The organism is Pseudomonas sp. ef1 (assembly GCF_007293365.2).
Lineage (GTDB): Bacteria > Pseudomonadota > Gammaproteobacteria > Pseudomonadales > Pseudomonadaceae > Aquipseudomonas > Aquipseudomonas siliginis.
Window position 1 is genome coordinate 870,101 of record NZ_CM129815.1, and the last position, 14,968, is coordinate 885,068.

Genomic DNA, 14,968 nt, shown 5'->3' on the forward strand with positions numbered 1-14,968 from the left:
ATCGTCATTGTGCAATAAAGTCCGCTATCTTGGTTTATTTCAGGATGCGTGCCTTAGGATTGTCCTGTGGTTCGCAAATTTGCCATCCCATTAAAACCGCATGCGGCGACATGTGGGAAAATCGATGGTAATAGCTCTAAGTTAACCGTGCTCAGTTATCATTATTGAACCACCGACACCTCCGTGCTTATTAAATTTCTGACGCAAAGTGCTTAACCGTGCGACAGGGTAAATTCATTGCCGCTTTGAAATGTGCAGCTTACCGCCTGTTTTGCACCCTTGCTCGGCTTACGGGGTTCACCGAGTTCGGGGGACTTCATGTCACGGCGGCAGCGTTGGCCCATGTTGTCATCCGCCATCCAAGGGTTTCATTGGACATGGCTCTCCGGCGCTTGAACACCCGCCATCCCGCTGAGGGGAAGCGCCAGGCTAATCAGGAAAATCAGGCAAAGCCGTAGACAGCGTGTCATGGGCTGAAGTGTAGCCAGTAGAAATGGTGCTAACAATCACGCTCCAGGCTTCTGGGTTAGCTGCCAGAAACCTCTATTGCGCGCTCATTTCCATTTCAGGACTTAGCGTGCCTAACCATGCGACAAGACAGATGATGAGGATTGCCATCAGGAATTCGAATTTCATGCTGCGGCGCAAGGCATTGACCGCTACAGAGTATTGACCATTGCGAACCGAGCGCTCCAATAGCGGGCTTAAGTGAAAGCGGTTCAGCGTCGCTAAAACGATCATCCCGGCAAAGAGCAGGATCTTCAAAAACAGCAACTGGCCATAGGTACTGAGCATGACCTCATCAAGGTTGGGACCGACGATGAAAAGGTAATTTACTACTCCCGTAACGCTTATGATCGCAACAATCACACCGCCGGCCGACTCAAAGCCAGTCAGCACGCGGGCAAGAATACGTGCTTCCTCCTCACCCTTCAGCGATTTCAACCGTAGCAGTAGAGCGAAGGCCGCTAGAGCACCCAACCAGCCACCTGCCGCTAATAAATGGAAAATGTCGCTGAGAAAATGCCAGTAGCGGCGGCTGCCTTCGTCCATTGCACCATGCCCCGTCCAGGCTAGCGTGGCCAACGCGATTGCTCCACAGACGGTGACGATCCAGAGGCTGGGTGTCGGATATCGTTTATTCAACGCGACGCCCAGAATTGCCCCCACCAAGGCGGCTATCCGAACCATCCAGGTCAGCCCAACGTCGGTGCCCATGATGACCATTTCAAAAATGTGGTGATGTAGCTCCATAAGCTCCGATACACCGCTCATTGCTTTTGCAAGCAACAACATCGCAGCAAGGGACAGAACTACACCTGCAACAGAAGTACCGTAGAGAAGCGACTCAAAGTTCAAGACCGTGCCCGATACCCTTTCCTTTCCCCTGAGGCTGTACAAGCCAAATATGGCCAGTCCAAATAACAACATCAGGTCAAAATAGAGAGCAAAGCGAACCACGATATTTAATGAGTCGCTCATGGATTATTTCACTTTGAATGAAAAGTTGCCGGTGATCGGGTGGGTGTCCGAAGACACTGCACGCCATTCAACTTTGTAGGTGCCGGTGGTCAGCGGTGCAGCCGGCGTAATCACCATGGTTTTCGGATCACCACCAGCAGCGACGGCGGCCTTTACACCCATGGGTGAGTTAGGCATGCCTGGCATGTCGGTCATGATCAGCTTTGCACCGGAGAACTGAGTGGTGAGATTCTCAGAAAAATGCAGTTCGATTTTCGACGGAGCCGCCGCATCCGAGCCTTCTGCCGGAGTGGAAGAAAGTAGTTTTGGATGTGCCTGGGCCACTGCACTCAGAAGCAAACCAGCAGTGATTGCAACAGCCACGGACGTAGTTTTAAGGAATGACATGCAAGACTCCTCACAGCAAGCGCTGTTGATTCGAGGTTTTTTGGGAGGAACTAGTTTTTAATTTCTTTAAAAACCACTGTTGATTAACTTGGAGCCCCCGTCCTCTTCGCCAGGTTGAACAGGAGAAACTCGCTAGCCCTAACGTCACAGTGCGAGAACACGATGCCACACGATCACAAACTGTTCGATTACATTTCAGTCAGCTTGATCCGATGTTTGGCATCTAATCGTTGAGCGTAGCAAGACCTGGAAAAGACACGGCGTACCGCAGGACAGGGGAGCTCAATCACTTTGAAAAATCCGCAGAGGCGTAGCAAACGCAGAACGCCAAGACGTCGTTGGTCCCAATGTTTTGTCGCTCAGCTAACCGTGGAATCGACGGCCGGAAACTCAAGATGAAAAGCCGTTTTCCCGTCGCCTGACGTACACCAGATCTTGCCATTGTGCGCTTCGACAATTGATCGGGTAATTGACAGACCTAGCCCTGCGTTGCTCGGACTTCCTTCTCGCCGAGCTGGGTCCACGCGATAAAAACGGTCAAACAGCTTTTCAAGGTGTTCGGGAGCAATGGGCTCACCATGGTTTTCCACGACAACCGTTACCGACGCGTCCTTGTGCTGAATATCGACACTGATTGACGTCCCTTCATAGGTGTAGCGCAGCGCATTTGAGAGCAGATTGGAAATCGCTCGGTGGAGCATAAGGACATCACCTCGCACGCTCCCCCGTCCTGAAACCTTGAGCTCGATCCCTCGTTCATCAGCCAACAGGCGGTAGTACTCAAGCAATTTTTCCACGACAGCCACCAGGTCTATTGGCTTGTTCTCGTGGGTAATTAGACCGTTGTCTGATTTCGCCAGAAAAAGCATGTCATCAATCATCCGGCTCATGCGCTTCAAGTCATCAAGATTGGAGTACAAATTGTCTTCGTAGTCCTCGATGTTTCTTTTTCTTGAAAGCACCACTTCAGTGTGGGTCATCAAGTTGCTTACGGGGGTCCGTAGTTCGTGGGCAATGTCGGCCGAAAAGTTGGATAACCGGACAAATGCATCGTCGAGCCTGGATAACATGGCGTTGAACGACAACACCATCTGTTGAAGCTCTTTCGGAACGGGTGCCAGGGGAATACGCTCCTTGAGTGATTTTGCTGACATGGAGGCAGCAACCCGTGTGACCTGGCGAATAGGCCGCATGCCACTGCTAGCGACCATCCAGCCGAGTGCAGCACTGACCAATGCGCTGATCACCAACCCTATCCAAAACCATCGTTCGAGCGTCTCAAAAAAGGACATATGCTGCGTCACGTCAAAAATCAACATGACAATTAATGGCCTTTCTTGTCCCGTCACTACGGATTGCGCAGTCACACCACGGAACATCTGGTCTTGCTCCCGCCATTCCCAGACGGTTGTGTTTGTGGTTTTGCGAAACGCCTCTGGCACGTTGACCGGGCCGGGATCCGCAAACAGCACCTTGCCGTCGCCATCGATGATAAGCGCGGTCAAATCACGGTGAGCGCCAAGCAGCGCCTCTAACTCCGGTTTAGCCTCGCTGAATTGATCGATGCTGCTCAGCCCGGACAAGATTCGCTGGGTCGAGTGGAGCTTCTCGTACAATGCCTGCTGATCCAGCATCTTGAAATGATGCCGACTGAGGTTATTGAAACTGAGTCCGGCGACCGTGAGCACGGCCGTAACCGCGAGCATAAACATCAGACTCATACGAGTCGTCAGGGACATCCGGTTCATCACGACTCCGAATCTGGTGCATCGAGCATGTAACCCATTCCCCTTGAGGTATGAATCAACTTGACCTCAAAATCGTCGTCTATCTTGGCCCTGAGCCGTCTCACTGCAACCTCGATAACGTTGGTATCGCTGTCGAAGTTCATATCCCAAACCTGGGAGGCGATAAGAGACTTTGGCAGCACCTCCCCTCGACGACGCAGCAGAAGCTCAAGCAACGCGAACTCTTTGGCCGTAAGGTCTATGCGTTTGCCTCCTCGGATGGCTCGACGCTTGAGCAGGTCCACTTCAAGGTCAGCCAGTTTCATAAAGGTTTGCGAAGGTGCGCTGCTACCGCGACGCAACAGCGTTCTGACTCGAGCAAGCAATTCAGAAAACGCGAAGGGTTTGATCAGATAGTCATCCGCACCGAGTTCAAGTCCCTTCACTCGGTCTTCAACGCGGTCTCTGGCGGTGAGAAAAAGCACCGGGACGTCTTTCCCGGAAGCGCGAACCTTCTGCAGGACTTCCCAGCCATCCAAACCCGGCATCATGACGTCGAGAATCAGCAGATCATAGGCTTCGCTCAAAGCGTGCTGAAGCGCCTCTTTTCCATTCGTGAAACGGTCGACATTGAACCCGGCCTCGTTGAGCCCTTGCTGCAAATAGATACCTATTTTTGGTTCGTCTTCAGCGACAAGAAGTCTCATGAGGTCGTTCTCAGATAAAGGTTAAGCGGAGTCTGCAACGAAAACTGGCTGCCAACCAGCAACTGACAGAAAAGTAATCTTGGCTTCAGGTAGATGTCAGCGAGTGCTGGCTAGGGTTCAGACATGAGTACTTCATTGGTGCTCGACCGACCTCTGAGCGATGAATCGTATGGAAGTCGGATTCCCTCATGAGGAGCTACCCCTATGAACCGCCTGAAAATGCTGTTTTTTGTAAGCTCGATACTGGTCTCGGCTTCTGTGTGGGCTGAAAGCGGCGGAGATCGAGTCATTGAGCGTATGGAAGGTTTGCGCGACAAGGCCGAAGCCACGTTGATGAAAGCTGAACAAGCCCCTGAAGGAGAGCGTCACGTCCACATGGCAGAACACATGAAGATGCTTGGGGACATCATGAGCCAGCTCCACAACGATCACCCAGATGCCTCAATGTCACCCCAAGAGCATCTAGCCTGGATGGAGAAGCACGACAAAATCGTTGATGACGTTTTGCGCCAGATGCAGCGCGAGCACAAATTGATGCTTTCAGAAAACCATCAATAAACGCCCCCTGGATAAGTACTTGTCAGCATCTTGTTGCGGCGTCAATTGGACGCCGTATCTATTTAGAAAACTGACAAAGAAGTAATGCCCAAGTCAGTTAGCTGGCAGCTGAGCATCATTAGCATAGCCAATGTTCCCACGTATTCCTGAGGTCACCATGAAAACTACGCTCGCTACCCCGTTCATCGCAGCAATGACCCTGTTTTTCGCTGCCACGGCTATGGCTAATGCAGGGCATGGACAAGACGACATAGGCCAGCCTGGTGTGGCCTCTGACGTTACCCGCACGGTTGAGGTCGAGATGGGCGACATTTTTTTCAAGCCTAAAAGCATCGACGTAAAACCTGGTGAAACAATCCGCTTTGTCCTTCGCAACGAGGGTTCGCTGCTGCATGAGTTCAACATCGGCAAAGCCGCTGCTCATGCAGCACACCAGAAAGAAATGGCAAGCATGTTCAAGAACGGAACACTAAGCCCTACCGGTACCGGGAAGATGAGCGGCATGAGCCACGGCATGGGCGGAATGAAGATGGTCGCAATGGAGCATGACGACCCTAACAGTGTCCTGATTGAGCCTGGCTCAACCCAAGAGCTGATCTGGACCTTCAACGACAGTGCAGGGCTTCAGTTTGCCTGCAACGTGCCGGGGCATTACCAATCGGGAATGGTCGGCGAATTTGATCTGAAATAAACCGGAGTCGGCTGTTTCTGCCGGCCCGACGCAAGAGTTGGCTACGCTAAGTCGCAAGTAACATAGCAACGCTTCTCAGCCGGGGTCCGTGCGGAAACATCACCGCACCACTGTGGAGCCGCAAATCAGCGTTGTACTGAATATGCTCATTTCTAGTAGCACCTTACAAGGGGAATAGACATGCCTACCACCTCTGGCCATCACGACCATAATCACACCCATGCTGCTTCCCGGGATGATGCTGATCTACATGACCCGGTGTGTGGAATGGCAGTCACTTCGTCGAGTAAATTTGCTGAGACTTACCAAGGACAGACGTATCGGTTCTGTAGCCTGAAATGTCAGGAGAAGTTTCGAGCGGACCCTGAGCGCTACAGTGGCCACGTGGTGCGCAACGAGTCAGGCAGCACAACGCCGGAGTCTGCGGTACAAACGGGCACTGAATTTACGTGCCCGATGCATCCTGAAATACGGCAGACCGGACCCGGTAACTGTCCTAAATGTGGCATGGCACTAGAGCCTGTCATGCCGGCGCTTGATGAAGAAGAAAATCCTGAACTCCGGGATTTCAATCGCCGCTTCTGGTGGTCGCTGCCCTTAACCGTGGTCGTAACCGTGCTCGCGATGGCGGGTCACTCGTTACAACTTCTTCATGGTTCGGCTCAAAACTGGATCGAGTTCGCTCTGGCGACACCCGTGACCTTATGGGCAGGATGGCCTTTTTTTGTAAGGGGACTGGCCTCGGTTAAAAATCGCAGTCCCAACATGTGGACTCTGATTGGGTTGGGCACCGCCGCAGCTTATCTGTACAGCGTCATAGCAACGCTCTTCCCCCAAAGTTTTCCCGCCAATTTCATGCAAGATGGACGTATCGGCGTTTACTTCGAAGCGGCAGCGGTCATCATCTCGCTCACGTTGCTTGGCCAGATCCTTGAGCTCAAAGCCCGATCACAAACTTCCGCCGCCATTAAGTCACTTCTCGGCCTTTCGCCCAAAACTGCACGTCGGATCAATGCCGATGGCGAAGAGGAAGACATTCCTCTCACCCATGTGCACCTGGGAGACCACTTACGGGTCAGACCAGGTGAAAAGGTGCCAGTTGATGGTTCGGTACTTGAGGGTAAAAGTGCGGTGGATGAGTCGATGCTCACTGGCGAGCCAGTCCCGGTAATGAAGAAAGCTGGAGATAGCCTGATCGGCGCCACGCTGAATACGCATGGAAGCCTGGTAATGGAGGCGCAGAAGGTCGGTGCCGAAACCATGCTGTCCCAGATCGTACAGATGGTCGCGAGAGCTCAGCGTTCCAAGGCTCCTATGCAACGAATGGCCGACTCGATTGCCGGCTACTTCGTGATGGGTGTTATCACGATTGCGATAATGACATTTATCGGTTGGGGGCTTTTCGGCCCTGAGCCCAGTTGGGTGTTTGGTCTAATCAACGCTGTCGCCGTGCTGATCATCGCTTGTCCCTGTGCGTTGGGACTTGCTACGCCTATGTCGATCATGGTGTCGACAGGTAAAGCAGCCAGCAAGGGTGTTTTGTTCAGAGATGCCAGTGCAATTGAAAGCCTTTGCAGAATCGACACGCTGATTGTCGACAAGACAGGCACCCTGACAGAGGGACGGCCCGTGTTTCACAGCGTGGAGGCCACTCCCACCTTCAATCCCGACGACGTCCTTCACCTGGCTGCCAGCCTTGATCAGGGCAGCGAGCATCCTTTAGCACATGCGATCGTCGATCACGCCAGATCCGAGAACATCAAGCTGACCAAGCCGGAATCCTTTGAGTCTGATTCGGGTATCGGCGTCAGTGGCGTTGTCGATGGCAAAAAGCTCCAGCTGGGGAACACCGCGTTGATGGAAGCCGCAGGCGTGACCACCAGCCCCCTACAAGAGCGCGCTGAGGTATTGCGACTTGACGGCATCAGTATTGTCTACCTCGCCGTCGACGGCGCATTGGCAGGTTTGTTGGCCGTCTCAGATCCGATCAAGCCGACCTCAAAAGAGGCCGTCACCAAGCTTAAGGCTCACAACGTTAAAATCATCATGGCTACTGGGGACGGGCTTACTACCGCTCGGGCTGTCGCTAGGGAAATGGGGATTGAAGAGGTCCACGGTGAAGTCAAACCCCAAGACAAGGAGCGCCTGGTGGCAGACCTACAGCAATACGGGCGAAAAGTGGCCATGGCGGGTGACGGTATCAACGATGCTCCGGCCCTGGCGCGAGCAGATGTGGGGATAGCCATGGGAACGGGGACAGACGTGGCGATGAATAGCGCGCAACTCACGCTGGTAAAAGGTGACCTGATGGGGATCTTACGAGCACGAGCTCTTTCGGTCGCCACAGTTAAAAACATGCGCCAGAATTTGGGCTTTGCTTTTCTCTACAACTCAATGGGTATACCTCTTGCCGCTGGTTTGCTCTATCCATTGACGGGGCACCTCCTGTCGCCAATGATCGCTGCCATAGCCATGAGCGTCAGTTCCGCGTCGGTAGTTTTCAATGCATTGAGGCTGAGGAATACCCGAGTTGACTGACCTTCAAAATTGCAGCGTTTTAACTCGGGGGGAATGGCTATCCATGTGCTTTCTTCAATTCCTTTAAGCGCGCATTCGCCCGTTGCACAGCGGCCATTTTTTCAGGCCGCTTCATGCGCTTCCACTTTCTGATGTCTTCCTTATTCCGCCCGCAGCTCACACACAGATCACCACTGAGTTGGCAAACCGAGATACAGGGATTCTCGATCTCTTTTGCCATAGTCAGCCCCCCTTAGCTTTATGTAATTCAGCCACGCGATGTTTCCAGTCGCCTATGTGCGTGCGTTGGCACTCTTGCTCCGAGTCGAAGCGGACATTGCGGTCTGAAACAGGCAGGTCAAGATTGGCCTCTTTCAAGGCGATCGCCGTCAACTCAAAGATGCGGGCCTTCGCGTCAATCTCGGCCCGCTTCCTGTCAGCCAGGGTTTCGAACACCCAGATGACCTTCAGGGTTTCAGCCAACGCACTTAGGTCAGCGGTGTGAGTGAGCCAAATAAACCCCTTTATCTCATCCTTTGCTGTTTCGCACGCGTCGGTGAGCGTGACGATCAACTGGCGCTCGATCCGAGCCAGTTCACGTTTACCGGGCGGCATCGGTGTGTCCTATAGAGGTTGTGCTGGACAGGCGCTGAGTCATGTCTGCCGGAACTCGACGGTCAGGTGGCTGACTTCGTGAACTGTTTTGAGACGCTCACGAATGCTCTCGGCGTTCACAGTGGCTTCACCTAGAACGCTGACGATCGCCGCGCACGCTTGAGGTCCCACCCTCCAAACGTGCAAGTCTGTAATGGTAGCGCCACCAGGTTTCTCAACGAGTTCGCGGATTTCCTCGGCAACGTGCGCGTCGGTCTGATCGAGCAACACGCCCGCAGTTACCCCCATCAAGGTCCAGGCCCAACGAGCGATAACGATAGCGCCGACGATACCCATGACCGGGTCGAGCCACACCCAACCCAGATATCGACCGGCAAGCAAGGCAGCGATGGCCAGAATCGACGTCAGCGCGTCTGCAACGACGTGGACATAGGCGGACCTCAAGTTGTTGTCGTTTCCGTTGTGGGCATGAGGGTGATCGTGGTCGTGCCCATGTCCATGCCCATGCCCATGACCCAGCAGCAGGGCACTGACAATGTTGACGAGCAAACCGACAACGGCGATGAGGGTCGCGGTGCCAAACTGAACCGGTGTTGGCTGCAACAAACGCATGAACGATTCAACGCCAATGCCCAACGAAATCATGCCAAGAATCAGCGCCGAGGCGAACCCGCCCAAGTCTCCAACCTTTCCTGTACCGAAACTGTAGCGCTGGCTGGTAGCGTGGCGTTTTGCGTATCCGTAAGCGGCCGCCGCGATGCCCAATGCGCCGGCATGGGTTGCCATGTGGAAGCCATCGGCCAGTAACGCCATCGAACCCGTGATATAGCCGGCGGTGATCTCCCCGATCATCATTACCACCGTGAGTGCTACAACCCAAAGCGTACGCTTGGCATTCTCATCGTGCGCTGAGCCTAGAAACACGTGGTCGTGTGTGTAATCGATGTCGGTCCTGCTCATACGTGTTTACCTGGATGCATTCACTTGGAGTACCGGCGGATAGCTTCAAGAAGCTCTTCGACGCCCTTGTTACGCTCTTCTTCGCTGAGCGCGGGGTTCGCGACATGTGCTCGTGCGTGATCCTCGATGATCTCCTCCATCAGCCCGTTGATGGCACCCCGAGTGGCCGCAACAAGATGTAGTGTCTTGGCGCAGTCGAAGTCCGATTCCAATGCTCGTTCAACAGCTTGAATTTGCCCGGCAATACGTTTTACACGTTTAAGAAGATCGTCTTTGTGTGATGCGATATGACCCACGCTATACCCCCCTACCTATATAGGGTCGCATGATAGGCCTCCCCCCTATACCTATGCAAGGTTCGCGGGAGGACAGATCAAAGCCGTTGACGAAACGAGAGGCATACAAAATCGTTGGATCAAGCGAGAGAGCCGCAATGTTGCCGTTAGCCGACCTTTACCGACGAGAACAATAGGGCGCACTCCTGGAAACCGTTCAAATGGTAGCGAGCTAATTAGCAGCCGAGTGGTCAAGTCCCGTAAAACTTCTCGAAATCTGCGCTCACGGCTTTGATTAGATAATCGTTGACCTTGCCATGGTGTCAACGTCGATGCTGTCGCTGCGGGTAAAGACACCGCTCAGCACGAGGGTAATTTACATGGTTGTCTTAGATGTATCAGGCATTGGTTGCGGCAGCTGCGTCGGCAAAATCACCAGAGCGATCCAGGCACTGGACGACAACGCTACGGTCTCCGTCGATCGATCAACCGGTAAGGTGAGTGTTGAAAGTAGCGAAAACGCTGAACAGCTCCGTAAAGCTGTGGAGGCTGTTGGTTTTCCTTCCAAGATCAGCCATTGAATGGAGACGCCTGCTCCTGAGTAGAGCGTCGTCTGATGGTGAATACCTTTGAATCCGAAAGTACCTGAGCCGCTGTATCGGCCAAAGTTGGCTCGCATGCGCCTATGCTGCTAGTCACCGCGCAGAGCTTTGAGCAAACCCTTGAATGCTCCATTTAGCCGAGTAAAAGCGGCATCGAAACGTATCGCGTTTTCCGTGTATTTCGCGACCTCGACCTGCTGATCGACAGTATTTTGGTCCAAGGCAGGCTGAGCCGGCGTGCTGTAAAGCAAGTCGCGCCCGTATATAGCCACCGCCGATTCTTTCTTAAGAAAATGCTTTGCGTTTGTTGTTTTCAAAGAAAACGCAGTGGTAGCAGGTTCTTTGGTTTGGCTGGCGAGCACAGTAGAAAAATCCAAGTCTTGGGCTTTGAAGTTCGGAGTGTCAGCGTTCGCGATATTGTTACTTAAGATCTCAGCTCTTTGGCCACGATAAACTAACGCTCTTTCTGCGGAGCCTAATGCTTTCTCAAAATTAATACTCACAATTAATCACCCTCGGTGGCATTACTATCTTCTTTGATCATTGAACACCCAGCTGTTGCAGCAGAGCATTCAAGTCTCCTTTTAATTTTAATGCAGAGACCTAGAACATCGCCTCCGTGAGAATTAATGGAACCCAAAGCAATGATTACACTTCAATCTTATATTCAATAAAAGTCGCGCAATGCGAAAAGATGGAGACCATACGTATTAAATAGCGTGTACTTCAAGAAAAATATTCCAAACTGACACAACTGTAATATTGGCCTAAGCTTCCTGACAGGGGGTGTCTCTTATAGTCCAACTGAGTCTTTTGCTCACCCCCAAAGAGTCCAATCCATGATGTGATTCAGAGGGGATATTTTCACACATCTGAGGTAGCCCATATGAACACCATCAAAACCTTGTTCGTCGTCGCAGCGCTGACTGTTTCCACTCTGGCCATGGCTGAAGGCGGTGGTGACCGGACTTTCGCACGTATGGAAGTGGCCAGGACGAATTCGATGGAATCGTACCAGGTAGCTCAAACGCAGAGCGCTCAACCGCCTGTCGCTGAAAGCAAAGCCAAAGCGATGGACCATAAAAACTGCTGAACGATCAGGCACGCGGCCAAGCTGACAGAAATGTAATCACGAAGGTGGTTTAGATGTGGCAATTTCTGAGCTCGCTTGCAATGAAAAATTCGTCTTTTTTTCGGTACGCGAAGCTCATCTTGCCAACTCACGGGTTGATTTGAACGGCTCCCTTTTGACTGATCGGAAATAAACGGCATGCATTCCAAAACCTCTAGACGGACATTCGTTAAAGGCCTGGCCGCCGGCGGCATCCTTGGTGGCCTTGGTCTGTGGCGCACTCCTGTATGGGCAGTGACCAGTCCCGGCCTGCCGAGCGTCCTCACCGGCAACGAATTTGATCTGTTTATTGGTGAAACGCCGGTAAACATCACTGGCTCGCCGCGCACAGCCATGACCATCAATGGCTCGTTGCCGGGGCCTTTGCTGCGTTGGCGCGAAGGGGAGACGGTCACTCTGCGCGTGAAGAACCGTCTGGATCAAGACACCTCCATCCACTGGCACGGCATTATTTTGCCTGCCAACATGGATGGCGTACCGGGTTTGAGCTTCCACGGCATCGCGCCCGACGGCATGTACGAATACAAGTTCAAGGTGCATCAAAACGGCACGTACTGGTACCACAGCCATTCTGGGTTGCAAGAGCAGGCAGGTGTTTACGGGCCAATAGTCATCGATTCGAAAGAGCCTGAGCCGTTTCAATACAATCGCGACTATGTGGTGATGCTGACTGATTGGACCGATGAGGATCCTGGTCGCGTCATGGCCAAACTCAAGAAACAATCGGACTACTACAACCACCACAAACGTACCGTGGGCGACTTCATCGACGACGTCAGCAAGCAAGGTTGGTCTGCTGCCGTCGCCGACCGGAAAATGTGGGCCGAAATGAAAATGAACCCAACTGATCTGGCAGACGTCAGCGGGGATACCTACACCTACCTCATGAATGGCCAAGCGCCGAACGGCAACTGGACCGGTATTTTTAAGCCTGGCGAGAAGCTACGCCTGCGCTTTATCAATGGCTCAGCGATGAGCTATTTCGATGTTCGCATTCCTGGTTTGAAAATGACCGTGGTGGCGGCCGACGGCCAATATGTCCAACCAGTCAGTGTCGATGAATTCCGAATCGCCGTGGCAGAAACCTATGATGTGATTGTTGAGCCTGCCACCGAGGAGGCTTACACAATCTTTGCCCAGTCCATGGATAGAACCGGCTATGCGCGGGGGACCTTGGCAGTTCGTGAAGGACTGAAAGCACCGGTACCGGCGATCGATCCGCGTCCGCTGTTGACCATGGATGACATGGGCATGGGCGGTATGGCTGGCATGGACCATGGCAGCATGGCTGGCATGGGCGGCGGCGATATGAAACAGGGTGACATGTCAGGTATGGCTGGCATGGATCACAGCAAGATGCAGGGAATGGACCAAGGTGACATGACCGGGATGACCGGCATGGGCAGTGGTGACATGACCAACATGGCCGGCATGGACCATAGCAAGATGGCAGGTATGGACAAAGGTGACATGTCCAACATGGCCGGCATGGACCACAGCAAGATGGCGGGGATGGACAAAGGCGACATGTCCGACATGGCCGGCATGGACCACAGCCAGATGGCAGGGATGGGCGGTATGGGAGGCGAGATGCAATCTCACCCAGCGTCCGAAACCAACAACCCGTTGGTTGACATGCAGGCCATGAACCCAACGCCAAAACTGAACGATCCAGGTATCGGTTTGCGGAACAACGGTCGACGGGTGCTCACTTACTCAGATCTGAAGAGCACTTTCCAGGACCCTGATGGCCGAGAGCCCAATCGCACCATTGAGCTGCATCTGACCGGTCACATGGAAAAGTTTTCCTGGTCCTTCAACGGCATCAAATTTTCTGATGCTGAGCCCCTTCGTCTCAAGTACGGGGAGCGTCTTCGCATCACCTTGGTAAACGACACCATGATGACGCACCCCATCCACCTTCATGGAATGTGGAGCGACCTTGAAGATGAAAACGGCAAGTTCATGGTACGTAAGCACACAATCGACATGCCACCGGGTACCAAGCGCAGCTATCGAGTCACCGCCGATGCTTTAGGTCGCTGGGCCTATCACTGCCACCTGCTTTTCCATATGGAAATGGGCATGTTCCGTGAAGTACGGGTTGATGAGTAAAGGAGACGATCTGTGAGCACACACCTAAATCGTAAATCGCTGGTCGGTTGCCTCTTTGCCTTTGGCCTGATGGGTGGATTCTCCTGCGTAGCATTGGCAGTCGAAGAACGTCGTGATCATTCACCTGCTACTTCTGCGGATGCGCCGAACAAGACTGCGACCACGTCAAACGAGGCAACGCCGAATCACGCGACGATGCCTCATACCAAGATGCGCCATGAGTCGATGGATCATGACCAAGAAAACAAGAAGGCGGATTGAGATCATGACCAGGAATTTTTTACGCCCAACGTTGATGGTATTGGCAGTTTCTACGAGTCCTGTCTTCTTTGCCGTGGCTCACGCCGCTCACTCCAAGATGAACCATGGCTCCATGGGAGCGATGGACCATAGCAACATGGGGGCTATGGACCACAGCAAGATGAAAATGGACGACGGTCAAATGACCGGCATGGAAAGTATGGATGAAGGGACGACGACAACCAGTCGAACCCCTGTCCCCGTACTTACCGATGCTGACCGTGCAGCCGCCTTTCCAGATGTCGCTGGTCATGGTGTCCACGACAAAACAATCAACTCTTTCATGCTGCTGGATAAGTTTGAATACCAGGATGCTGACAACGGTAGTGCGTTGGCTTGGGATGCGAAAGGATGGATCGGCGGTGACATTGATCGACTGTGGTTGCGCTCGGAAGGCGAACGTACCAATGGCGTGACGGAAAGTGCTGAATTATCCGCGCTCTGGGGGCACTCCATCGGACCGTGGTGGGACGTCGTCACCGGTGTACGACAGGATTTCAAACCAGGGTCTCCTCAAACCTGGGCCGCACTCGGCATTCAGGGCATGGCCCTCTACAACTTCGAGGCCGAAGCGACTGCCTACATCGGTGAGAACGGTCAATCGGCTGCTCGACTGGAAGGCGATTACGACATTCTGCTGACGAATCGATTGATCTTGCAGCCGACGGCCGAGGTCAATTTTTATGGGAAGAATGACCCTCAGCGCGGCATCGGGTCCGGATTAGCCAACACCGAAGTGGGGCTCCGATTGCGTTATGAGATTGTCCGCCAATTTGCCCCTTATATCGGGGTGAGTTGGAGCCGTTCCTATGGCAATACGGCAGACTTTGCACGTGAGGAAGGTGAAGATGCCAGCGAGGCACGCTTTGTCGCCGGTATCCGGATGTGGTTCTGAGAACC

The 14,968-nt window shown here is 53.2% G+C and carries 17 protein-coding genes and 1 pseudogene; 8 read left to right on the plus strand and 10 right to left on the minus strand.

All coding sequences use genetic code 11. The features are described from left to right. Positions 1-246: 246 nt before the first annotated feature. The 5 genes and pseudogenes from FEE99_RS04150 to FEE99_RS04170 all read right to left on the minus strand — a co-directional run. Positions 247-470, minus strand: a pseudogene (locus FEE99_RS04150) (hypothetical protein); the annotation flags it as partial. Between the two features lie 73 nt (positions 471-543). Beyond that, positions 544-1,482, minus strand: coding sequence for a copper homeostasis membrane protein CopD (gene copD, locus FEE99_RS04155; protein ID WP_019816987.1), 939 nt, complete (start codon positions 1,480-1,482; stop codon positions 544-546). Between the two features lie 3 nt (positions 1,483-1,485). After that, positions 1,486-1,869, minus strand: a complete 384-nt coding sequence (gene copC / locus FEE99_RS04160; protein WP_024014909.1) for a copper homeostasis periplasmic binding protein CopC — start codon at positions 1,867-1,869, stop codon at positions 1,486-1,488. 359 nt (positions 1,870-2,228) lie between these two features. Continuing rightward, the gene (locus tag FEE99_RS04165) at positions 2,229-3,617 is read right to left on the minus strand and encodes a heavy metal sensor histidine kinase (protein WP_034115519.1); all 1,389 of its coding nucleotides are present in this window, start codon (positions 3,615-3,617) and stop codon (positions 2,229-2,231) included. Beyond that, entirely contained in the window at positions 3,617-4,303 is a 687-nt protein-coding gene (locus FEE99_RS04170) for a heavy metal response regulator transcription factor (RefSeq protein WP_019816984.1), read from the minus strand. Before FEE99_RS04170 ends, FEE99_RS04165 begins: the two co-directional genes overlap by 1 nt. A gap of 204 nt (positions 4,304-4,507) precedes the next feature. Between FEE99_RS04170 and FEE99_RS04175 the strand changes: the two genes are divergently transcribed. The 3 genes from FEE99_RS04175 (at position 4,508) to FEE99_RS04185 (ending at position 8,090) form a co-directional block, all read left to right on the plus strand. Continuing rightward, complete coding sequence (locus FEE99_RS04175; protein WP_024616841.1) at positions 4,508-4,861, plus strand: co-regulatory protein PtrA N-terminal domain-containing protein; 354 nt, start codon at positions 4,508-4,510, stop codon at positions 4,859-4,861. A 157-nt stretch (positions 4,862-5,018) separates the two neighbouring features. Next, on the plus strand, positions 5,019-5,552 hold the full coding sequence (locus FEE99_RS04180) for a cupredoxin domain-containing protein (protein ID WP_019816982.1): 534 nt from the start codon (positions 5,019-5,021) through the stop codon (positions 5,550-5,552). Positions 5,553-5,732: 180 nt separating this feature from the next. Beyond that, a complete protein-coding gene (locus tag FEE99_RS04185) occupies positions 5,733-8,090 on the plus strand; it encodes a heavy metal translocating P-type ATPase (protein WP_081932349.1) in 2,358 nt (785 codons plus the stop codon). Between the two features lie 37 nt (positions 8,091-8,127). Here the strand turns inward: FEE99_RS04185 and FEE99_RS04190 are convergent, their stop codons facing one another. From FEE99_RS04190 to FEE99_RS04205, 4 genes are read right to left on the minus strand one after another with little or no spacing between them, the layout of a single operon-like run. Beyond that, the gene (locus FEE99_RS04190) at positions 8,128-8,310 is read right to left on the minus strand and encodes a DUF1289 domain-containing protein (protein WP_034115524.1); all 183 of its coding nucleotides are present in this window, start codon (positions 8,308-8,310) and stop codon (positions 8,128-8,130) included. Positions 8,311-8,312: 2 nt separating this feature from the next. After that, positions 8,313-8,684, minus strand: a complete 372-nt coding sequence (locus FEE99_RS04195; protein WP_034115525.1) for a hypothetical protein — start codon at positions 8,682-8,684, stop codon at positions 8,313-8,315. 39 nt (positions 8,685-8,723) lie between these two features. Then, the gene (gene dmeF, locus FEE99_RS04200) at positions 8,724-9,644 is read right to left on the minus strand and encodes a CDF family Co(II)/Ni(II) efflux transporter DmeF (protein ID WP_034115526.1); all 921 of its coding nucleotides are present in this window, start codon (positions 9,642-9,644) and stop codon (positions 8,724-8,726) included. 20 nt (positions 9,645-9,664) lie between these two features. After that, positions 9,665-9,940, minus strand: coding sequence for a metal/formaldehyde-sensitive transcriptional repressor (locus FEE99_RS04205; protein ID WP_019816892.1), 276 nt, complete (start codon positions 9,938-9,940; stop codon positions 9,665-9,667). Positions 9,941-10,299: 359 nt separating this feature from the next. Here FEE99_RS04205 and FEE99_RS04210 point away from each other — a divergent pair, with 359 nt between their 5' ends. Beyond that, complete coding sequence (locus FEE99_RS04210; protein WP_019816893.1) at positions 10,300-10,500, plus strand: heavy-metal-associated domain-containing protein; 201 nt, start codon at positions 10,300-10,302, stop codon at positions 10,498-10,500. Between the two features lie 110 nt (positions 10,501-10,610). Here the strand turns inward: FEE99_RS04210 and flgB are convergent, their stop codons facing one another. Next, entirely contained in the window at positions 10,611-11,024 is a 414-nt protein-coding gene (flgB, locus tag FEE99_RS04215; protein ID WP_019816894.1) for a flagellar basal body rod protein FlgB, read from the minus strand. A 383-nt stretch (positions 11,025-11,407) separates the two neighbouring features. Here flgB and FEE99_RS04220 point away from each other — a divergent pair, with 383 nt between their 5' ends. The 4 genes from FEE99_RS04220 to FEE99_RS04235 all read left to right on the plus strand — a co-directional run bounded on the left by FEE99_RS04220 (position 11,408) and on the right by FEE99_RS04235 (position 14,963). Beyond that, entirely contained in the window at positions 11,408-11,614 is a 207-nt protein-coding gene (locus tag FEE99_RS04220; protein WP_019816895.1) for a co-regulatory protein PtrA N-terminal domain-containing protein, read from the plus strand. A gap of 177 nt (positions 11,615-11,791) precedes the next feature. Next, positions 11,792-13,768 carry a copper resistance system multicopper oxidase gene (locus tag FEE99_RS04225; protein ID WP_034115529.1) on the plus strand — a complete coding sequence of 659 codons (1,977 nt, stop codon included), beginning with the start codon at positions 11,792-11,794 and terminating at the stop codon, positions 13,766-13,768. Between the two features lie 12 nt (positions 13,769-13,780). Next, on the plus strand, positions 13,781-14,029 hold the full coding sequence (locus FEE99_RS04230; RefSeq protein WP_143978986.1) for a hypothetical protein: 249 nt from the start codon (positions 13,781-13,783) through the stop codon (positions 14,027-14,029). Then, positions 14,001-14,963, plus strand: a complete 963-nt coding sequence (locus FEE99_RS04235; protein ID WP_041476531.1) for a copper resistance protein B — start codon at positions 14,001-14,003, stop codon at positions 14,961-14,963. Before FEE99_RS04230 ends, FEE99_RS04235 begins: the two co-directional genes overlap by 29 nt. Positions 14,964-14,968 lie beyond the last annotated feature (5 nt).